At 62.9% G+C, this 19,562-nt stretch carries 25 protein-coding genes and 1 pseudogene; 22 read left to right on the forward strand and 4 right to left on the reverse strand.

From position 1 onward, the window contains the following. Positions 1 to 132 precede the first annotated feature (132 nt). Positions 133 to 468, forward strand: a complete 336-nt coding sequence (locus K3180_RS09310) for a hypothetical protein (RefSeq protein ID WP_221540233.1) — start codon at positions 133 to 135, stop codon at positions 466 to 468. Positions 469 to 524: 56 nt separating this feature from the next. Here K3180_RS09310 and K3180_RS09315 read toward each other — a convergent pair whose 3' ends face one another. Then, the gene (locus tag K3180_RS09315) at positions 525 to 1,208 is read right to left on the reverse strand and encodes a winged helix-turn-helix transcriptional regulator (RefSeq protein ID WP_247710454.1); all 684 of its coding nucleotides are present in this window, start codon (positions 1,206 to 1,208) and stop codon (positions 525 to 527) included. 69 nt (positions 1,209 to 1,277) lie between these two features. Between K3180_RS09315 and K3180_RS09320 the strand changes: the two genes are divergently transcribed. The 11 genes and pseudogenes from K3180_RS09320 (at position 1,278) to K3180_RS09365 (ending at position 7,608) form a co-directional block, all read left to right on the forward strand. Further along, the gene (locus K3180_RS09320; RefSeq protein WP_221540235.1) at positions 1,278 to 1,712 is read left to right on the forward strand and encodes a VOC family protein; all 435 of its coding nucleotides are present in this window, start codon (positions 1,278 to 1,280) and stop codon (positions 1,710 to 1,712) included. Positions 1,713 to 1,748: 36 nt separating this feature from the next. After that, positions 1,749 to 2,108: pseudogene (locus tag K3180_RS12925) on the forward strand (DUF1428 domain-containing protein); the annotation flags it as partial. Next, positions 2,097 to 2,471, forward strand: a complete 375-nt coding sequence (locus K3180_RS12930) for a DUF1428 domain-containing protein (protein WP_247710464.1) — start codon at positions 2,097 to 2,099, stop codon at positions 2,469 to 2,471. The pseudogene K3180_RS12925 and the gene K3180_RS12930, both read left to right, overlap by 12 nt. Before the next feature lie 11 nt (positions 2,472 to 2,482). Then, the gene (locus K3180_RS09330; RefSeq protein ID WP_221540238.1) at positions 2,483 to 3,136 is read left to right on the forward strand and encodes a glutathione S-transferase family protein; all 654 of its coding nucleotides are present in this window, start codon (positions 2,483 to 2,485) and stop codon (positions 3,134 to 3,136) included. Further along, positions 3,129 to 3,908 (forward strand): VOC family protein, encoded by a 780-nt coding sequence (locus K3180_RS09335; RefSeq protein ID WP_221540240.1) that lies wholly within the window; start codon positions 3,129 to 3,131, stop codon positions 3,906 to 3,908. The genes K3180_RS09330 and K3180_RS09335 overlap by 8 nt, the downstream gene beginning before the upstream one ends. Before the next feature lie 3 nt (positions 3,909 to 3,911). Continuing rightward, positions 3,912 to 4,538 (forward strand): glutathione S-transferase family protein, encoded by a 627-nt coding sequence (locus K3180_RS09340; RefSeq protein ID WP_221540242.1) that lies wholly within the window; start codon positions 3,912 to 3,914, stop codon positions 4,536 to 4,538. After that, positions 4,531 to 5,010 (forward strand): VOC family protein, encoded by a 480-nt coding sequence (locus tag K3180_RS09345; protein WP_221540244.1) that lies wholly within the window; start codon positions 4,531 to 4,533, stop codon positions 5,008 to 5,010. Before K3180_RS09340 ends, K3180_RS09345 begins: the two co-directional genes overlap by 8 nt. Before the next feature lie 4 nt (positions 5,011 to 5,014). Then, positions 5,015 to 5,689, forward strand: a complete 675-nt coding sequence (locus K3180_RS09350; protein WP_221540246.1) for a dihydrofolate reductase family protein — start codon at positions 5,015 to 5,017, stop codon at positions 5,687 to 5,689. Beyond that, the gene (locus K3180_RS09355; protein WP_247710456.1) at positions 5,689 to 6,366 is read left to right on the forward strand and encodes a glutathione S-transferase family protein; all 678 of its coding nucleotides are present in this window, start codon (positions 5,689 to 5,691) and stop codon (positions 6,364 to 6,366) included. Before K3180_RS09350 ends, K3180_RS09355 begins: the two co-directional genes overlap by 1 nt. A 24-nt stretch (positions 6,367 to 6,390) precedes the next feature. Continuing rightward, on the forward strand, positions 6,391 to 6,855 hold the full coding sequence (locus K3180_RS09360) for an SRPBCC domain-containing protein (RefSeq protein ID WP_221540250.1): 465 nt from the start codon (positions 6,391 to 6,393) through the stop codon (positions 6,853 to 6,855). Between the two features lie 3 nt (positions 6,856 to 6,858). Then, on the forward strand, positions 6,859 to 7,608 hold the full coding sequence (locus K3180_RS09365; RefSeq protein WP_221540252.1) for a DUF899 family protein: 750 nt from the start codon (positions 6,859 to 6,861) through the stop codon (positions 7,606 to 7,608). A gap of 21 nt (positions 7,609 to 7,629) precedes the next feature. On the opposite strand, the gene K3180_RS09370 is transcribed toward K3180_RS09365, so the two are convergent. After that, positions 7,630 to 8,220 (reverse strand): J domain-containing protein, encoded by a 591-nt coding sequence (locus tag K3180_RS09370; protein ID WP_221540253.1) that lies wholly within the window; start codon positions 8,218 to 8,220, stop codon positions 7,630 to 7,632. Positions 8,221 to 8,279: 59 nt separating this feature from the next. Here K3180_RS09370 and K3180_RS09375 point away from each other — a divergent pair, with 59 nt between their 5' ends. Continuing rightward, the gene (locus K3180_RS09375) at positions 8,280 to 8,552 is read left to right on the forward strand and encodes a BolA family protein (RefSeq protein WP_221540255.1); all 273 of its coding nucleotides are present in this window, start codon (positions 8,280 to 8,282) and stop codon (positions 8,550 to 8,552) included. Here K3180_RS09375 and K3180_RS09380 read toward each other — a convergent pair. Further along, on the reverse strand, positions 8,549 to 9,154 hold the full coding sequence (locus tag K3180_RS09380; protein ID WP_221540257.1) for a DUF6445 family protein: 606 nt from the start codon (positions 9,152 to 9,154) through the stop codon (positions 8,549 to 8,551). The two genes, K3180_RS09375 and K3180_RS09380, sit on opposite strands and share 4 nt — an antisense overlap. A 50-nt stretch (positions 9,155 to 9,204) precedes the next feature. Here K3180_RS09380 and K3180_RS09385 point away from each other — a divergent pair, with 50 nt between their 5' ends. Genes K3180_RS09385 through K3180_RS09395 form a run of 3 tightly spaced genes read left to right on the forward strand, consistent with a single transcriptional unit; the run spans position 9,205 to position 11,808 of the window. Beyond that, the gene (locus K3180_RS09385; RefSeq protein ID WP_221540258.1) at positions 9,205 to 10,089 is read left to right on the forward strand and encodes a pirin family protein; all 885 of its coding nucleotides are present in this window, start codon (positions 9,205 to 9,207) and stop codon (positions 10,087 to 10,089) included. Positions 10,090 to 10,099: 10 nt separating this feature from the next. Next, on the forward strand, positions 10,100 to 10,912 hold the full coding sequence (locus tag K3180_RS09390) for an SDR family NAD(P)-dependent oxidoreductase (RefSeq protein ID WP_221540261.1): 813 nt from the start codon (positions 10,100 to 10,102) through the stop codon (positions 10,910 to 10,912). After that, entirely contained in the window at positions 10,909 to 11,808 is a 900-nt protein-coding gene (locus tag K3180_RS09395) for an alpha/beta fold hydrolase (protein WP_221540263.1), read from the forward strand. Before K3180_RS09390 ends, K3180_RS09395 begins: the two co-directional genes overlap by 4 nt. Here the strand turns inward: K3180_RS09395 and K3180_RS09400 are convergent. Beyond that, positions 11,805 to 12,872, reverse strand: a complete 1,068-nt coding sequence (locus K3180_RS09400; protein WP_221540265.1) for a DUF2332 domain-containing protein — start codon at positions 12,870 to 12,872, stop codon at positions 11,805 to 11,807. The genes K3180_RS09395 and K3180_RS09400 overlap by 4 nt on opposite strands. Before the next feature lie 44 nt (positions 12,873 to 12,916). Here K3180_RS09400 and hisG point away from each other — a divergent pair, with 44 nt between their 5' ends. The 6 genes from hisG (at position 12,917) to K3180_RS09430 (ending at position 19,464) form a co-directional block, all read left to right on the forward strand. After that, positions 12,917 to 13,570, forward strand: a complete 654-nt coding sequence (gene hisG, locus K3180_RS09405; protein WP_221540267.1) for an ATP phosphoribosyltransferase — start codon at positions 12,917 to 12,919, stop codon at positions 13,568 to 13,570. Beyond that, positions 13,570 to 14,859 (forward strand): histidinol dehydrogenase, encoded by a 1,290-nt coding sequence (gene hisD, locus K3180_RS09410; protein WP_221540269.1) that lies wholly within the window; start codon positions 13,570 to 13,572, stop codon positions 14,857 to 14,859. Before hisG ends, hisD begins: the two co-directional genes overlap by 1 nt. Next, positions 14,856 to 15,308, forward strand: coding sequence for a transcription antitermination factor NusB (nusB, locus tag K3180_RS09415; protein WP_221540272.1), 453 nt, complete (start codon positions 14,856 to 14,858; stop codon positions 15,306 to 15,308). The genes hisD and nusB overlap by 4 nt, the downstream gene beginning before the upstream one ends. Then, positions 15,305 to 16,168 carry a thiamine-phosphate kinase gene (gene thiL, locus K3180_RS09420; protein ID WP_221540399.1) on the forward strand — a complete coding sequence of 288 codons (864 nt, stop codon included), beginning with the start codon at positions 15,305 to 15,307 and terminating at the stop codon, positions 16,166 to 16,168. Before nusB ends, thiL begins: the two co-directional genes overlap by 4 nt. Positions 16,169 to 16,317: 149 nt before the next feature. After that, entirely contained in the window at positions 16,318 to 18,474 is a 2,157-nt protein-coding gene (locus K3180_RS09425; RefSeq protein WP_221540273.1) for a sodium-translocating pyrophosphatase, read from the forward strand. Between the two features lie 93 nt (positions 18,475 to 18,567). Further along, entirely contained in the window at positions 18,568 to 19,464 is an 897-nt protein-coding gene (locus tag K3180_RS09430; protein WP_221540276.1) for an acyl-CoA thioesterase, read from the forward strand. Positions 19,465 to 19,562: the final 98 nt, after the last annotated feature.

Here is a 19,562-nt window from a genome sequence, read left to right on the forward strand (position 1 = left end):
AGTCATATTTCAATCTTGTAGCTTAGCGCTATGCAGAGTGTATTTCGTCTCATAGCGTTCGCCTTGATTGCAATGGGTGCTGGGTTTTCTCAGGCTCATCCCCAAGAGCATCTAGGCACTCCCCCTCCCCCTTTGGATTTCTACGATCCAAACCCAGGCCCCTATTTTGTTTTTCCTGGCAGGAATGGCGAACTTCCGCCCGCTCAAATTGAGTTCATGGACAAAGTCGTCGCTTCTTGGTCCGGATCCAATCTGCGGGCGTTCTCGATATGCTATTCCCAAGCAACCGACGAGAACGTGCACTGGACGTCAGTAAAAGTAGCGCTCGACAACGTTTCTGCTGCTTTGAAAAAAGGTGGCGCTCAGGTCGTAGTCCTTCCAGCGGCCTATTTTTGTGGTCAACGCTCATTGGAACAAGCTGGTAAGAAATCATATGTGCAAATAATTGGCGTCATTCAAGCTCTCTAGCGTCAGCTAGCCACCCCAAGTCAGTCCTTTATGCGCTGACAGAAACTTGAAATCTCTTACCCGATCTTCTCAGGTAGTTCGAACAGCGTCATGAACCTTTCGGCAGCAGCCAACTCGCCTTCGATGCGAACACCCACCTCCTCTGCCGGAACGCCGACATAGAACATCGCAGCGAGCGAGGGCCCGGCGGGCGCAACGAAGATCGCGTCGCATTCCTCCGGTTCTATGCGCTGCACGGGCATACGGCCCTCCACAAGTTCCGCCACGAAGCCGACCTCGGGAAATCGGAAACCGATGCGCGTGCGCCAGTCGCCCGCTTTCGCCGGGTCGAGCATGGTACGCAGCGAAAGCATGAAGCTGGTGGGCGATAGCGGCAGCGTGGGATCGTGCTGCGCGCTTTTTGCGGCCCAGCGACCCAGTTCCTGGATCAGCGGCTCGGCGGCATAGCCCCATTCGGTGAGTTCATAGACCTGCGCACTCGAGGGCTGCGGCAAGGTTCGCTTCGCCAGCACATTGGCCGCTTCCAGCTTCTCCAGCCGTTCGGTCAGCACCTTGGCCGAAATTCCGGGCAGGTTGGCCCGCAGCGCGGAAAAGCGCAGCGGCCCGAACATTAATTCCCTGACCACAAGCAGCGACCACCGCTCGCCAACCAGTTCCATGCCGAAGGCCGTGCCGCAGGCATCGTTATACCACTTGCCGTGCACGCCTGAACCGGCTTCAGTTTCTTTTTGTAACTGCATAGTTGCTTTTAGTAACTCAATGCGCCACACAACACAAGTCCCGAGTCGCAGGCAGCAAGGAGAGGACCAATGACCAAGATGATTTTCGTGAACCTTCCGGTGGCAGATCTTGAAAAGTCCAAAGCCTTTTACGAAGCCATCGGTTTCACCAACAATCCGATGTTCAGCGACGATACCGCCGCCTGCATGGTCTTGTCGGACGCGATCTATGTCATGCTGCTGACGCATGAGAAGTGGAGCACCTTCACTACCAAGGCGATCCCCGACGCAAAAAAGAGCGCGCAGCTGATGCTGGCGATCAATTGCGAGGATCGGGCAGCGGTCGATTCCCTCACCGAAACTGCAGCCGCCAGCGGCGGTACACCGGACTGCAATCCGAAACAGGATCTCGGCTTCATGTACGGGCGCAGCTTCGAAGATCCCGACGGCCATATCTGGGAGCCGCACTGGATGGACATGCAGGCCGCCGTCGAGGGGCCGTCCGCCGAAGCGATAGCGCAATAATCGCCTGCTACCATTCGCAATCCGAGGAGAGAGACGATGAGCTATTTCGACGGTTTCGTAATTCCCGTTCCCACCGCAAATCGGCAAGAATTCATCGCGCACGCCGGTCAGGCTGACGGCGTGTTCAAGGACCAAGGTGCCACACGCATAGTGGAAGCCTGGGGTGACGATGTTCCCAAGGGCAAAGTCACGGATTTCCAGGGCGCCGTGCAGGCGAAGGAGGATGAAACGGTCGTCTTCAGCTGGATCGAATGGCCTGACAAGGCCAGCCGCGACGCGGTCATGGCCCGCTCCGAAGAGTGGATGAAGGACCCGCGCATGGATGCGGAAAAGAACCCCATGCCCTTCGACGGCAAGCGGATGATCTTTGGCGGATTCGACACGCTGGTCGACGAAGGCGAAGGCGGCGGCGACTATGCGGATGGATATCTCGTTCCCGTGCCCGAGGGAAAGAAGGAAGAGTACCGTGTGCTGGCCGCCAAGATGGCCCCTGTCTTCCGCGATCTCGGCGCCACCCGCGTGTTGGAGGCCTGGGGCGACGATTTGCCCGACGGCAAGGTTACCGACTTCAAGCGCGCGGTTAAGGCCGAAAGCGGCGAGAACGTCGTATTTTCCTTCGTCGAATGGCCCGACAAGACAACGCGCGACGCTGGTTGGGCAAAGATGATGGAGGATCACAAGGACGGCCCCGGCGATGACATGCCCTTCGACGGGAAACGCATGTTCTGGGGCGGCTTCCGCCCGATCGTCGATCTTTGAGGAGCGCCGCCGTGACTGAACCCGTAATCATCTGGACCCTCGACTGGGTGCCCGGCGGCCCGCGCGGCTTCGTGCGCGACCTGCGCCTACGCTGGGCGTGCGAGGAATCGGGCATTCCCTATCGCATCGAAACGGTCGGCTTCGACGACCGGCATACCAACCATCTCGATACCCAGCCCTTCGGCCAGGTTCCCATGCTGGAAGATGGCGATTTGCGCCTGTTCGAAAGCGGAGCCTGCCTGATGCACCTGGCGCGCAAAAGCGACAGGCTGATCCCGCAAGAGCCGTCCGGAGAGATCGAGGTTCTGCAATGGATCATGGCAGCGCTGAACTCGATCGAGATGGTGTCCATGCCCTGGATCGTCCTGAGATGGTCGAAGCAGGAGCTTCCCGGCATTACCGACTGGCTCGACAAGCGGCTGGACCAGATGGAGGCCGTGCTCGCCGAACGCGAATGGCTGGTGGGCGATCGCTTCACTGCAGCGGACCTGATGATGGCCGACGTCCTGCGTGTCGACCTGATCCGCAAGCACGGCAATCGCCCGGCGAGCGAAGCCTATGTTGCACGAATGACCGACCGGCCCGCCTTCCGCAAGGCGCACGCCGACCAGATGGCCCACTTCGCGGCCGCAGACGCAAAAAGAGAGGAAGTTTCACATGGCTGACAAGCAAGGCGATTTCGTCTGGTACGAACTGATGACAAGCGATGCAGACGCGGCGCAGGCGTTCTACGAACCCCTGCTCGGCTGGAAGTTCGCGGGCAGCGGCACACCGGGAATGGATTACCGGCTTGGCAGCAAGGGCGACACTGAAGTGGTCGGACTGCTCGAACTGACCGAGGACATGACCAAGGGCGGCGCGCGCCCGGCCTGGATTGGCTATATCGCGGTCGACGATATCGACGTTTCGCTCGCCGCGCTGAAAGACAAGGGCGGACAGCTCTTCATGGGGCCGAACCACCTCGATGGCGTGGGCCACATGGCGATGGTCGCCGATCCGCAGGGTGCGCCTTTCTATCTCATGCAGCCCGAAGGCGAAGGCAGCCAGTCTTTTGCCAAGCACGAACCGCGCGAAGGCCATTGCGCCTGGAACGAGCTGGTCAGCGCCGACCAGGCCGGCGCCCACGCATTCTACACCGCACTGTTCGGCTGGGAGAAGGCCGATAGCATGGATATGGGCGAAATGGGCTCTTACGACATATACAGCACCGACCACTATACGCTCGGCGCGATCATGCAGAAAACCGCCGAAATGCCCGCCAGCATGTGGAGCTATTATTTCCGCGTGCCCGAAATCGATGCTGCGGTGGATTACGTGAAGACCAATGGCGGCCAGGTCATCAACGGACCCATGGAAATTCCCGGCGGCGAGTACGTCTTCAACGCCATCGATCCGCAGGGCGCGATGTTCAGCATCATCGGCAAGAAGGGAGGCTGAGCCATGGCCGACTATACCTTCTTCACCAATCCCATGAGCCGTGGCCAGATCGTGCGCTGGGCACTGCACGAAGCGGGGGCGGATTACGACACGCAAATCGTCGACTGGCAGGACAAGCCGCAGGCGCTGCTCGACGCCAACCCGATGGGCAAAGTGCCGACTCTGGTCCATCACCATAACGGCCACGACCACGTCGTCACCGAATGCGCGGCGATCTGCCATTACCTGGCCGCCATGCAGGCACCTGACCTCATGCCAAAGCCAGAGGAAACGGCAGACTATTTCCGCCTCCTCTTCTTCGCCGCCGGGCCTGTCGAGCAGGCGATCACCGCGCATTCGATGGGATGGAAGCCGACCGAGGAACAGCAGGGCATGGCGGGTTTCGGCAGTTACGAACGCACGGTCGATGCGCTCGAAACGCTGCTGCTCAACCGCGACTATGTCTGCGGAGAACGCTTTACCATGGCCGATGTCTATGTCGGCAGTCAGGCAATCTGGGGCACCGACTTCGGCACGCTGCCCAAGCGTGATGCGATCGTGGCCTATGCCGACAGGTGCAAGGAAAGACAGGCCTACAAGGAGGCCAAGGCGATCGACAACCAACTGATCGAGGAGAGCAAGAATGGCTGAGAAACTCACCACCGTGCTGTGGTTCGATGGCGACGCGGAAGAAGCCGCGCGGTTCTATGCGGACACGTTTCCCGATAGCTCGGTAGGCAACATCTTCCGCGCACCCTCCGATTTTCCCGGCGGGAAGAAGGGCGACGCATTGACTGTGGACTTCACAGTGATGGGGCGCAGCTTTTCCGGTCTCAACGGCGGGGACATGTTCAAGCCCAACGAAAGCGTCAGCTTCATGATCGTGACCGAGGACCAGGCCGAAACCGACCGCTACTGGAACGCGATTGTCGGCAATGGCGGGCAGGAAAGTGCCTGCGGCTGGTGCAAGGATAAATGGGGCTTCAGCTGGCAGATCACCCCGCGCACGCTGCTGGAATCGCAAATGGCAGGCGGCGATGAAGCCCGCCGCGCCTTCGAGGCGATGATGACGATGCAGAAGATCGACATCGCTGCAATTGACGCCGCCCGCAAGGGAGGTTGAGGCTATGCCTCGCAAGATCACCGGCGCCGCCTTCCTTTCGCTCGACGGGGTGATGCAGGCCCCCGGAGGGTCGACCGAGGATCCGACCGGAGGATTCGAGGAAGGCGGCTGGGTCTTCAAGCTGTGGGACGAGGGAATCGAGGAAACGCTCGGATCGCTGTTCTCAGGCGATTACGACCTGCTTCTGGGCCGGCGGACCTATGACATCTTTGCCGCCTACTGGCCCTATGCCGAAGGCGATGAAAAACCGATGGGCGAAGCCTTCGACCGCGCGAACAAATACGTACTTACCCGCGGCAATCAGCCGCTCGAATGGCAGAACAGCCACCGCCTCTCCGGGGTAGAGGATGTCACCGCGCTCAAGGAAGGAGACGGCGCGGACCTGATCATCCAGGGGTCGAGCACGATCTATCCGGCACTGCTGGCCGCAGGGCTGATCGATACGCTCATCACCATGACCTATCCCGTCCTGCTCGGCAGCGGGAAGAGGCTGTTCGGGGAAGGCACACCCACAGACAGGCTGGAGATGACCGACCACCGGGTGACCGACAAGGGCACGGTCGTCGCCACCTACCGCCCCGGAGGAACGCTGCCCCCCTATCCCGACGAAGGTCCCATCCCGGTTACCAGCGAACGCGAACTGGCCCGCCGCGCGCGGATGGAAGCGGGAGATTGGTGATGCTCGTACTCCACGGACACCCGTTCTCGTCCTATACTTGGAAAGCGTTGATCCCGCTCTATGCGAACGGAACGTCGTTCGAGTTCCGCCAGGTCGATCCTACCTTGCCGAAGTTCGAGAGCTTCACCGGCAAGGCGCACCCTTCCGGGCAATTCCCGGTGCTCGTCGATAGTGAGGCCATCGTGGTCGAAGCGACCAGCATCGTCGAGCATCTGGCGGTTCACCACCCCGGTGTGGCCCCGCTCATCCCGACCGACCCGGCCGAAGCCGTTGTTGCGCGGATGCTCGACCGCGTGTTCGACAATTACGTGATGGGCAATATGCAGCGCGTCATAGCGGCCTATTTCGTCGACAAGGACGATCCCGGCGCAGGCGGGCTGCGGGACGAACCGTACGTACCCGAAATTGCCGCGGGTAAAGCCGGGTTGCGCCGGAGCTATGCCTGGCTTGAACGGTGGCTTTGCGAAAACGAACTGCCGCCGCATGTCAGCCTGGTGACCTGCGCCGCCGCGCCCGCGCTATTCTACGCCGACTGGGTCGAGCGCATTCCCGGTTCCTGCCCACGTCTTTCCGCGCTGCGCGCCGAACTGCTCACCCTTCCCGAAGTCGCGCGCTGCATCGACGATGCCCGCCCCTATCGTCCCCTTTTCCCTTACGGCGCGCCAGACCGGGACTAACTTCATCGAGGAGAGGACTTTCTGATGACCGACACCAAGGAACTGACCATTACCCGCCTGATCGACGCCCCGCCGGAAACGGTGTGGGAGGTGATGACGAACCGCCAGACCGAGTGGTGGTGCCACAAGCCGTGGCGCGCCGAGATCGACCATCAGGATCGCCGCGCAGGTGGGCGCTGCGATATGACGTTTTACGGCCCCGACGGCGAGAAGATGCCGCAGAACGGGATCTACCTCGCCTGGGACGAAGGGCAACGCTTCGTGACCACCGACGCGGTAACCGGCGATTTCGAACCCGCAGGGCCGTTCATGATCGGCATATGGGAGATCGCTCCCGCCGAAGTGAATGGGGGTACCGGCACACGCTATACCGCCCGTGCGCGACACTGGACCGACGAAGCGAAGAAGCAGCACGAGGAAATGGGTTTTGAGGAAGGCTGGGGCGCTTGCGCCGACCAGCTCAAGGCACTGTGCGAAGAAGGAGGCTGAGCCGTGGCCGACGACTTTGCCCGCATGCACTACCCCGGCGAAAGCCCCGAATACCGTCAGGCGCGCAACACGCTGCTCGCTGCAGAGATCGCGCTGCGGCGGCAGACCGAGGCGGTGGCGGAAATGCGCCGCGCGCTACCGCCTGGCGGCGAGGTGCCTGAGGACTATGTATTCGAACGCATCGGAGCCTTTTCCCGCCCGGAGAAGGTGCGACTGTCCGAACTGTTCGGCGAGTTTCCGTCGATCATGCTCTACAGCCTGATGTACGGGCCGGATCGCGATGCCGCCTGCCCCGGCTGCACCCATCTGCTCGACTGCGCCGAAGGCGCGGCGCGGCACCTGCCATACCGCGCGCCGCTCTATGTCGTTTCCCGTTCGCCCATCGCCAGGCTTTCCGCCTGGGCGCATTCGCGCGGCTGGAACCACCTGCAGATGCTGTCCACCGCAGGCAACGACTATAGCAGAGATTACTACGGCTACACCGCCGGCCTCACCCCAGCGATGCGCGCCGAGCGCGGCTACGCGGACGACGAGAACTGGGATGAGCCGATGCTCAACGTGTTTCGCCGGGATGGCGACAAGGTGCGCCATTTCTGGGGGAGCGAGCTGGTCTATGCCCCGGAGGATCCCGGTCAGCACCATCGAGGCCTCGATTTCTTCGATTCGTTGTGGGGACTGCTCGATACGACCCCCGAAGGGCGCGGGACCGACTACTTCCCTAAGGTAACTTATCCTGCCGATGCGGTAGGCTAGCGCGACACGGCAAGATCGGGATCAGCCGATGGCACGTGACCTTCGCAGCGTCTGGTAGGCTTCGACAACGCGGTTCAGCCGGGTCTCGAATTGCCGGTCGCCCCCGTTGCGATCGGGATGATAGCGACGGACGAGTTCGGTGTAGCGGCGCCGCAACCTGCCCTTGTCGATGTTGGTGCCAAGCCCCATCACCTCCAGCGCCTCGGCCTCCTCGCGGCTGAAGCGGCCGTCCATCGCCATTTCCGCTTCGCGCTGGGCACGGCTCCTGATACCGCCGGCACGCGCCGAAATCGCGTCGAGTGGATCGTCGTAATCCGCCCAGCGTGGCATACCGTCGACGCCGGCAGTGGGTCTGAAAGTCGGGCTTTCCGTGCGCCAACCGCTCGTGGGACCCTGCGCATCGAGGATTTCCTCCGCGCTCATCCCTTCGAACCAGTCGTAGCCCGCGTTGAATTCTCGCACGTGATCCAGGCACATCCAGCGCCACTGGCCCGGCCCGTCGTAGCGGTGTCCGCTGCCCGGCGCGCGGAACTCTCCCGGCTCGTTGCAGGAGGGGTGATCGCACACCCTACCGGTATCTTCGTATCTTCCGTGAAACCTTGACTGGCGCATTCGTTGTAGGATGGGGTGCGAAACCCTGTATGGAAAGACCCGAAGGGAGATTCGAACGAATGGCCGAAACGGTCCAGCAGGAAATGGAACGTCTCTTGACCGAGGCCTTCAGCCCCACGCGGCTCGACGTGATCAACGACAGCGCCAAGCACCACGGCCATGCCGGGGACGACGGCAGCGGGGAATCGCATTTCACAGTGGTGATCGAAGCCACCGCCTTTGCCGACAAAAGCAGGCTGGAACGCCAACGCATGGTCAACCGCGCGCTGGGCGACATTCCGGGCGAGCGGGTGCACGCCCTTGCCATTCAGGCTTCGGCACCGAAGCCCTAACGATCGGGCATGAAAAACATCACATAGATCAGCCGACCATTCTCAAGGCTTGTTCCGAACCCAGGCCCCGCAGTGTGCCATAGCCAGGGTCTCAGCAGCACCAGCCGGTTAAATCGCATCGGGACTTCCATAATCTGATCCCATTTCTGCGGATCACGGCCATCCTGTTCAACCATGCCAATCTGCATCGCTTTAGCATCGCGGAACCCCATTGTTTCACATTCCTGAAGGTTCAACGGAGCGCGTTCGCTACCGGTTCTTTTGTGACGAAAAAACCGCGTGCCACCCCGAGAGTCTTCGTCTCGTGACAGATAAAGAATGCCTGACCAGTATCCGGGATCGATGTGGACCTGAGCATCGAAGGGATCACTTGCCAACGTAATACGGCATTTCATATGGCTCATGGGGGGATCGAGCGGTTTGAGCCGCTCGCCAGTTATCTGCATCACCGCATTCGTGAGCCCGGGCAGTTCGAGACGCTGCAACGAATTGCGCCCAGGGAAAGGCCCTTCGAAATCGGGATAGTCAAGCCCCAGCGCTTCTTCTCTCGTCTTCTCCGGATGGGCAAGAAAATCATCGACTACGATCAAAGAGGTTGTCATGGTCTGCAGTGCTAATGGGTAGGGATCGCTAACGCAATTCGGCGAGAAACATGATCGAACACATACTAACTCCTACCACCCACGATCTCGGCCAGTTCGAGGTCCGACGCGTGCTCCCGGCCAAGAAGCGATCGATGGTCGGCCCCTTCATCTTCGTCGACCAGTTCGGCCCTGCGCAGCTCGATCTCGGCAGCGGGATGGACGTGCGGCCGCATCCGCACATCAACCTCGCCACGGTCACCTGGCTGTTCGAAGGCGCGATCGATCACCGCGACAGTATCGGCAGCTTCGCCACCATCCGGCCAGGACAGGTCAATCTGATGACGGCGGGGAAAGGCATCGTCCATTCCGAACGCTCCCCGGCGGCGGAGCGCAACGCCGGTCCGCGGCTCTATGGGATGCAGACCTGGCTCGCCCTGCCCGACGGGCGCGAGGAAATCGACCCGGCGTTCGAAGCGGTGACGGATCTTCCTATCGTCGAGGATGGCCGGGCGCGGGCTATCGTCATCATGGGCGAATTGTGGGGCGAACGTGCGCCCACCACCACCCATGCCGATACGATCTACGCCGAAATCGTTCTCGGTGCAGGCGGCGCCATCCCGCTTGAAGAAGATGCCGACGAACGCGCCGTCATGCTGGTGGGCGGCGAGGCCAGCGTCGACGGGCACGAGCTTAAGCTTTACGAACTCGCCGTGCTCCAGCCCGGGCGCGACATGACGCTGGAAAGCAAATCGGGCGCCCGCGTAATGCTGCTGGGCGGCGAGGCATTCGAGAACAAGCGCCATGTCTGGTGGAACTTCGTCAGCTCCAGCCGCGACCGGATCAATCAGGCGAAGGAAGACTGGCGCGAACGACGCTTCCCCGAAGTACCCGGCGACAGCGAAGAGCGCATTCCCCTGCCCGAAGGCGAGCCCAAGACCGTCACCTATCCCTGAAGGAAATCCCATGAGTTTCGAAGGCAAGACCGCCTGGATCACCGGCGCATCCTCCGGCATCGGGGCTGCCTTGGCGAAAGAATGGGCCAGCCGGGGCGCAAACATCATCCTGTCGGGCCGCGACGAGGGTCGGCTGAGCGCGGTCGCAGGACGGCTCGAAACGGAGACGCTTACCCTGCCCTTCGATGTCCGCGACTCCCAGGCGATGAGTGAAGCTGCGGACACCGCTATCGGCTGGAAGGACGGGATCGACATCTTCGTCGCCAACGCCGGCATTTCGCAGCGCAGCCCGGCAGTCGACACCGCCATGCAGGTCTACCGCGACATCATCGAGATCGACCTCACCGCGCAGATCGCCGCGACGCAGGCGCTGCTTCCGCACATGACCGGGCGCGGCAGCGGGAGGCTGGTGTTCGTCTCCTCCATCGCGGGCAAGGTGGGCGTGCCCATGCGCACTGCCTATTGCGCGGCGAAGCACGGCCTGATCGGTTATGCCGACGCGCTGCGCGGAGAGCTGTCGCAAAGCGGGATAGACGTGCACGTCATCTGCCCCGGCTCGGTCGCCACCGATGTCAGCCGCAACGCGCTTACATCCGACGGAACCAAGCGCGGGCGCAGCGACGAGGTGATCGACAACGGCATCGCGCCCGAAGATGCCGCCAAGCGGATCGTCGATGCGATCGAGCTCAACCAGCGCGAGATCATCGTGGCCGAAGGTATGGAAGAAGCGATGGGCGAGATGCGCCGCACGCCGGACCAGCTGTTCGACCAGGTCGCCGGTATGGTGGCGAAATGGTATATGGAAAAGATGCAGGCCGAATGATGGAGCAGATCCGCGTCACCCTCGCCAACGGGATCGAACTCGATTGCGTGGATACCGGTCCGCGCAGCGCGCCGGTGCTAATCTTCCTTCACGGCTTTCCGGAAAGCCACCGGACCTGGCGGCACCAGATCGCGCATTTCAGCGATCGCTATCGCTGCATCGCGCCCGACCAGCGCGGCTATCGCGGATCGTCCAAGCCGGAGGGGGTGGAGAATTATACTCCGGACAAGCTGGTGGGTGACATCTTCCTGCTGGCCGACGCCCTGGGAGTGAAGGAATTCACGGTGGTCGGCCACGACTGGGGCGGCGCAATCGCCTGGGGTGTGGCCATGGCGGGGCAGGAGATGGGCAGCGTGAAGTGCGCCATTATCGCCAACGCGCCGCACCACGCGGTCTTCCAGAAGCTGCTCTACACCTCGCCCGTGCAGCGCGAGGCGAGCCAATATATGCGCGGCTTCCGCGATCCCGCCAACGATGCGCTGGTAAACGAACATGGTCTTGGCGGCCTGCTGATGCAGGAGATCAAGTGGGACCCGCCCGACAAGATGGAGCCGGGGGAGCGCGAACGCCTGCTGGAAGAATGGCAGGACCGCGATGCCGCCTTCGCGATGCTCAACTGGTACCGCGCCAGCCCGATCGATATTCCGCCGATGGATGCGCCCTTCGAGCTGCCCGAAGACTGGTCGCCCCCGCCTTTCCCGCGCCTGCGCATTCCCACGCTGGTCATCTGGGCGCAGGACGATCTTGCCCTGCCGCCGGAGAACACCGCCGAACTCGGCAACCATGTCGAGAACCTGACGCTCGTCGAAGTGCCGGACTGCGGCCATTTCGTGCCGTGGGAAGCGCCCGGGCCGGTCAACGCGGCAATAGAAGAATTTCTCGAGCGGACGGCCTAGCCGCCGAGCCACTCCACCCATGCGCCATGGGGATGCGCATTGGCGAGATGCACTGCCTCTTCGCCTCCGGGCCAGTATCGCACCTTGAGCTCGTGCTGGAAGGTCTCACGATTGGTTTCGAGTGCGATATGCGCCAACGGCCTTTCCGAAGTCGCTTCGGCTCCCGCCCCCTGCAATGCCGTTTCGATCCGCTCCTGCGTGAAATCGGGCAGATATTGCCACATGATCGAATGCGCGATCACGCGCGTCGCGCCCCCGTCCTGTTTGCCCGCGAGTTCCTTCTCGACCCAGTCGCCGGCATCCATCCGCTCGATCTCGGGGGGCATGCGCTCGGCCAGTGCAATCGCCGCGTCGATGCGGGCCATCCTGCCGGTCGCTTCGGGCCAGACATAGCTTTTGAGACGCAGCGCCTGCCGCTCATCGGTCAGGTCGACCGGCGAGATGTCGCTGCCTCGGGCATCGGTGAAGCCGATGTCGCTGGCAGGCGGGGGCGGGCCGCGCCATTCGGGCTCGATCTGCATCCGGCTGGTGCTCGGGCCAGTGGCCACGCCGCCGAGATTATAGCGATAACGGCCCATCATCGTGTTGATGCCGGCGCTCGCCCCGATCTCGAGGAATTCGAACTGCCCCGTCGTGCGGCCATCCGCCAGCCATAGCAGCGCTGCGGCGAAACTGGCAGATCGCCCGGCCTCGTTTGTCTGCGGCGGCCCGTCGAGCCATGGCATGAGCTGCGCGTCATAGGCTTCCACGATTTCGCGAATGAGCGCGTCGACATCGTCCTGCGATGCGACACGGCCTGCGTAGACATCCTCCAGCCGGGGCTCTTCGCCCGTCAGCAGCAGGTTGTGGATCCCGCCCGCAATCCTGAGCGGCATGGCGTCACGCAGTCCCAGGCCCTGCCAGGCGAATATCCGGCGTGCGGTGGCAGCCTGACTGTCCTCCAATGCCAGCAGCGCGCGGATGACCTGCGCCGTACCCGGTGCGCCTGCCTTTTCGGCGTGCTCTGCCTGCCATTCGATCGCTTCGGGGACCGAAACCATATCCATCACGCCGTGATCGGCCATATCCGTTGCCCTTTTTCGTCCGTGACCCTATCTGCCGCACCGCAATGACCGACAGTCTTACCTTTGCCATTCCCAAGGGCCGCATCCTCGAAGAGGCGCTGCCCGTCATGGCGCGCGCGGGCGTCGTGCCGGAAGATGCCTTTCACGACAAGGCGAACCGCTCGCTGACATTCGCTACTACGCGCGAAGACATGCGCCTGATCCGCGTGCGCGCCTTCGATGTGGCGACCTTCGTTGCCCATGGCGCAGCGCAGCTGGGTATCGTGGGTTCCGACGTGATCGAGGAATTCGACTATGCGGAACTTTATGCGCCGGTCGATCTCGATATCGGCCGCTGCCATCTCTCGGTGGCCGAACCTGCGGGCGCACGGGCGACCAACGGGGCCAGCCACCTGCGCGTCGCGACGAAATATCCCAACCTGACCCGCCGCCATTTCGAGGCGCGCGGTATCCAGGCCGAATGCGTGAAGCTGAACGGCGCGATGGAGATCGCTCCCGAACTCGGCCTCGCCGGGCGGATCGTCGACCTCGTGTCGACCGGTACCACTCTGCGCGAAAACGGGCTCGTCGAAACCAGCCGCATCATGGACATCACCGCGCGTCTGATCGTCAACCGCGCTGCGCTGAAAACCGATCCGCGGGTCGGTGCACTGGTCGAGGCCTTTTGCGCGATCAGCGACGAACGGAGCGCCGCCTGATGCAGTTGCTCCGCACTTCCGACGCCGATTTCGAGTCGAAGTTCGAGCGTGTCGTGCGCGACCGGCGCGAGAGCGATGCACAGGTGGGCCGCGATGTCCGCGACATCCTCAATGAGGTGCGCGAGCGAGGCGACAGCGCGCTGGTGGAATATACCAAGCGTTTCGATCAGCATAATCTCACCGGCGACACCGACTGGTCGATCTCAATGGAGGAGTGCAAGGCAGCCTACGACCGGCTCGACGGCGAACTGCGCGAAGCGCTCGAAACCGCCGCGACACGCATCCGCGCCTATCACGCAGGCCAGCTGCCCGAGGACCGCGACTATACCGACAATATCGGAATGCGGCTCGGCGCGCGCTGGAATGCGGTGGAAGCTGCCGGTCTCTACGTCCCCGGCGGACGCGCGGCCTATCCATCCTCGCTGCTGATGAACGCCATTCCCGCCAAGGTCGCGGGCGTCGAGCGGCTGGTGGTCGCCACGCCCACGCCCAAGGGCGAAGCGAACGATCTCGTACTCGCTGCCGCGCATGTCGCGGGCGTGGACGAAATCTGGCGTGTCGGCGGCGCGCAGGCGGTGGCCGCCCTCGCCTATGGCACGAAGCGGATCGAACGCGTCGACGTGATTACCGGACCGGGCAATGCCTGGGTCGCCGAAGCCAAGCGCCAGCTCTACGGCGTGGTCGGCATCGACATGGTCGCAGGGCCCAGCGAAATCCTCGTCATCGCCGACGGTAACAACGATCCCCAGTGGATCGCCGCCGACCTCCTGAGCCAGGCCGAGCACGACCCTACCAGCCAGTCGATCCTGATCACTGATGACCGCAGGCTTGCCGCACAGGTCGAGGATGCGATCGATCTGGAATTTCTAAACCTTCCGACCGCGAAGACCGCCAAGGCAAGCTGGGACGATCACGGGCTGATCGTCATCGTCGACAGCCTCGACGAGGCGCCCGCCCTGTCCGACCGCCTTGCCGCCGAGCATGTCGAAATCGCGACCGATGATCCCGAGGCGATCTTTGCGAAGCTGCGGCATGCGGGCAGCGTCTTCCTCGGCCGCAATACGCCCGAAGCGGTGGGCGACTACATCGCCGGCCCGAACCACGTCCTGCCCACCGGCCGCCGTGCACGTTTCGCCAGTGGTCTGTCGGTGCTCGATTTCATGAAGCGCACCAGCTTCATCGGCGCGTCCAAAGATGCGCTGCGGGCCATCGGCCCCGCCGCCGTGCGCCTTGCCGAGGCCGAGGGCCTCCCCGCGCATGCCCTTTCGATTTCCAGGAGGCTTGCTTGAGCCAGAATCCCCGTTCCCAGTCCCGCAGCGCCGCCCGCCTTGGCGCGGTGCAGGCACTCTACCAGCAGCAGATGGAAAAAACCGCGACTGCGAAGCTGCTGAACGAGTTCCACCAGCACCGCCTTGGCAAGGTGATCGAGGACGACGAATATGCCGATGCCGACGTCGATTTTTTCGATGATTTGGTCAGAGGCGTGGATGCGCGCCGCGAAGAGATCGACGAATTGCTGACAGCGCGGCTCGCCTCCGGCTGGACGCTCGCACGGCTCGACAAGACCATGCTCCAGATCCTGCGCGCCGGCACCTATGAGCTCATTGCGCGCAGCGACGTGCCCAAGGCCGCCGCCATCAGCGAATATGTCGATGTCGCCAAGGCCTTCTTCGACGACCGCGAAGCCAAGTTCGTCAACGGCATCCTCGATGCTGTGGCCAAAGAGGCGGGACGCTGAACGAGCGCGAGTTCATTTCCGCCCTGCGTGCGCTGGCAACGACTCCCGAAGCGCGCGGGCTGGAAGACGATGCCGCAGTCATCGAGATTGGCGGCGAGACACTGGTCCTGACCCACGATACGCTGGTCGACGGCGTGCATGTCCTCGAAGGGCAGGACCCGGCAGATATTGCGTGGAAGCTGGTGGCAGTGAACCTGTCGGACCTCGCCGCCATGGGTGCGAAGCCAATGGGCATTCTCGTATCGCATATGCTGGGCGACGACGATCACCGCTTCATCGCCGGACTGCGCGAGATTTGCGAGACATATGACGTCCCGCTGCTGGGCGGTGACACCGTGCGCGCCGAAGGCCGCCGCGTCTGGGGCTGCACCGCGATAGGGCATGCAACCCATCGGCCTGTGCCGTCGCGGAGTGGAGCCCTTCCCAACGACGCGGTCTATCTGGGCGGCCCGATCGGAAAGGCGATGACCGGATTCGAGAGCCTGCGAGATGACGGCGAGGAGGATGACACCGCCTATCGCCGCCCTACCCCGCAGCTTGAACTGGGCGAAAAACTCGCGCCCCTCGTTAGCGCGATGATGGACGTATCCGACGGACTTCTGCTCGACGCATCGCGCATTGCCGATGCCAGCAAGGCCACGCTATCGCTGAGCCGCGAGGCGCTGGAGCCGCTCGCACCGCAAGGCAGGCTGGACGAGGCCTTGCGCTGGGGCGACGACTACGTCCTGCTGTGCACCGGACCCGCCGGGCTGGAGGCAGAATTGCCGCTCACGCCCATCGGCGAAGTCCTGAAAAGAGGTCCCTCCGCGCTGCTCCTCGACGGCGAACCTCCCCATGGCGATCTGGGCTTTACGCACTGAACTTTCGGGCCGAGGCAGAAAAAGGCGCGGAAATGTGCGCGACTGCCCCCTTGCCAGCAATTCAATGCCCCTTATACCTTCCCGCCATCATGCGTCGGCGTCTCCCATGCCGGGTCGCATCAAACATATAAACGGGAGGGGAGTTTTTCGTGGACCTTGTAATCCTATCCATAGGGTTGGGACTGTTGGCCGTCGTGTACGGCTTCGTCACCAGCCGCCAGGTGCTCAATGCGGGCGCAGGCAATGAGAAAATGCAGGAAATCGCCGCCGCCATCCAGGAAGGCGCGCAGGCCTATCTGAAGCGGCAGTACACTACCATCAGCTTCGTCGGCGTCGTCGTCGCCGCACTGGTCTTCGTTTTCCTCGGCATCATTCCGACTGTCGGTTTCGTTATTGGGGCAGTCCTGTCGGGCGTCGCGGGCTTCATCGGGATGAATATCTCGGTGCGATCCAACGTGCGGACGGCCGCCGCCGCGCAGAGCGGGTTGCAGCAGGGTCTCACCCTCGCCTTCCGCGCAGGTGCCATCACCGGCATGCTGGTGGCGGGCCTCGCCCTCCTCGCGATTGCCGTGTTCTTCTGGTACCTTGTCGGTCCGGGCGGACACGCCCCCAATAGCCGTGAAGTGATCGACGGTCTCGTCGGCCTCGCCTTCGGTGCCTCGCTGATCTCGATCTTCGCGCGTCTGGGCGGCGGTATCTTCACCAAGGCTGCCGATGTCGGCGCCGACCTCGTCGGCAAGGTCGAAGCAGGCATTCCCGAAGACGATCCGCGCAACCCCGCGGTGATAGCGGACAATGTGGGCGACAATGTCGGCGACTGCGCCGGCATGGCTGCCGACCTGTTCGAAACCTATGTCGTCACCGTGGGCGCAACCATGGTTCTCACCGCCTTGCTGCTCGGCGAGCGGCTGGGCGAGCTGCTGCTGCCGATGATGGCATTGCCTCTGCTGATCGGCGGTGCTTGCATCGTGACCAGCATCATCGGGACCTATTTCGTGAAGCTGAGCAAAGGCGGCACGAATGTGATGGGGGCGATGTACAAGGGTTTCATCGTAACGGCTGTCCTGTCGATCCCGCTCATCTGGGTAGCGATCAATGTATCGCTCGGCGGCATGGGGACCGAAATCGGTGCGGCGATTTCCGGCATCGATGTGGGCGCTCCGCTGGCGGAGGAAGGCACGGCCGAGCAGGTCACCAGCTTCACCGGCTGGGACCTGTTCTGGTGCTCGCTGATCGGTCTTGCCATCACCGGCCTGATCATCTGGATCACCGAATACTACACCGGCACCAACTATCGTCCGGTGAGGTCGATCGCCAAGGCTTCGGAAACGGGTCACGGCACCAACGTAATCCAGGGCCTTGCCATCAGCCTTGAATCGACCGCGCTGCCCACGATCCTGATCGTGGCGGGCATCATCTCGACCTTCCAGCTCGCCGGACTCATGGGCATTGCCTATGCGGCGACAGCGATGCTGGCGCTGGCCGGTATGGTCGTGGCGCTCGATGCCTATGGTCCGGTAACGGACAATGCGGGCGGCATCGCCGAAATGGCCGGTCTCGACGACAGCGTTCGCGAAAAGACCGACCTGCTCGACGCGGTGGGCAACACCACCAAGGCAGTGACCAAGGGCTATGCGATCGGATCGGCCGGCCTCGCCGCGTTGGTGCTGTTCGCTGCCTATACCACCGACCTCGCCGAGTTCTTCCCGAACGCGGACGTCGATTTCAGCCTCGAGAACCCCTACGTCATCGTGGGTCTGCTCCTCGGCGCACTGCTCCCGTACCTGTTCGGTTCGATGGGCATGACCGCCGTGGGCCGCGCTGCGGGCGACGTGGTCAAGGACGTGCGCGAACAGTTCGCTGGCGATGCGGGCATCATGGCCGGCACCAGCAAGCCGGACTATGCGCGCACCGTGGATCTCGTCACCAAGGCGGCGATCAAGGAAATGATCATTCCTTCGATGCTGCCGGTGCTCGCTCCGATCGTGGTCTATTTCCTGATCACTTTCATCGCGGGACAGGAGAACGGCTTTGCCGCGCTTGGCGCATTGCTGCTCGGCGTGATCGTCGGCGGTATCTTCGTCGCGCTTTCCATGACCGCAGGTGGCGGCGCATGGGATAATGCGAAGAAGTACATCGAGGACGGCAACCACGGCGGCAAGGGCAGCGAAGCCCACAAGGCCGCGGTGACTGGCGATACCGTGGGCGATCCCTACAAGGATACTGCCGGCCCCGCCGTCAATCCGATGATCAAGATCACCAACATCGTCGCGCTGCTGCTGCTGGCGGCTCTCGCGGCTGGTTGATCGCTTCGATCACACTGCTCGAATGGGCGGCGGCACTCCGGTGTCGCCGCCTTTTTCTTGACGCTCACGTAAACGGAACGCACATGCCTCAGCGTGAGTGATAGCATGACCCCAGAACAACTCGTCGCCGGCCTCGTCCGCCTGCTGACCGTTATGCCCGCTGGCGACAACGCCTTTACCGGCGGCCAGCAACCCGGCGGCATAGGCCGCGTCTTCGGCGGCCAGGTAATCGCACAGGCGCTCCAGTCCGCCCAGGCCACCGCACCTGAAGGCATGGAGGCACATTCGCTCCACGCCTATTTCCTGCGCGGCGGGCGCGAAGGCGTGGACATCGACTATGCGGTCGCCGCCGATTTCGACGGGCGCAGCTTCGCCAACCGCCGGGTGGTGGCGCGACAGGACGGCTCGGCCATCCTCAATCTAACCACCAGCTTCCAGCTTCCGGAGGAGGGGCTGGAGCATGACGATTGCCCCATGCCCAGCGTGCCCGCCCCAGAAGATTTGCCGTCCGATACCGAGATGCGGAAGAAATTCCTCGCCGAAATGGGCGAAATCTCCGATGCCCAGCGCGAACTCATGACCCGCCCGCGCCCCATAGAGATGCGCACCAGCGGCAAGCTCCACTGGATGAATGCGGACAAGAAACCGCCCCACGCTCACAGCTGGTTCCGCGCCGCAGCCGCATTGCCCGACGACCCGGCGCTGCACCGCGCCGTGATCGCCTATGCCAGCGATTACACCCTGCTGGGGACTTCTGCCCTGCCCCACGGCCTGAGCTGGGCGCGTGGCGAACTCAAGGGAGCCAGCCTCGACCACGCTATCTGGTTCCATCGCCCTGCGCGCGCCGACGAATGGCTGCTCTACGCCACGGACAGCCCGTGGTCTGGCGGAGGGCGCGGCTTCAACCGCGGACGGATCTTCAACCGCGATGGAGAACTGGTGGCGAGCGTGGCGCAGGAAGGTGTTGTCCGGAAGGCGCGGCGCGGCTGATCTTGGGGTGATGAAAATAACGCAAGCCAAACGCGCATAAACACTGTAGGGGCCGCTCAACCGCAGGTCGCGTGGTTGCCGATAGTACCGGCGAGCGA

This window comes from Qipengyuania huizhouensis, assembly GCF_019711635.1.
Taxonomy (GTDB): Bacteria; Pseudomonadota; Alphaproteobacteria; order Sphingomonadales; family Sphingomonadaceae; genus Qipengyuania; species Qipengyuania huizhouensis.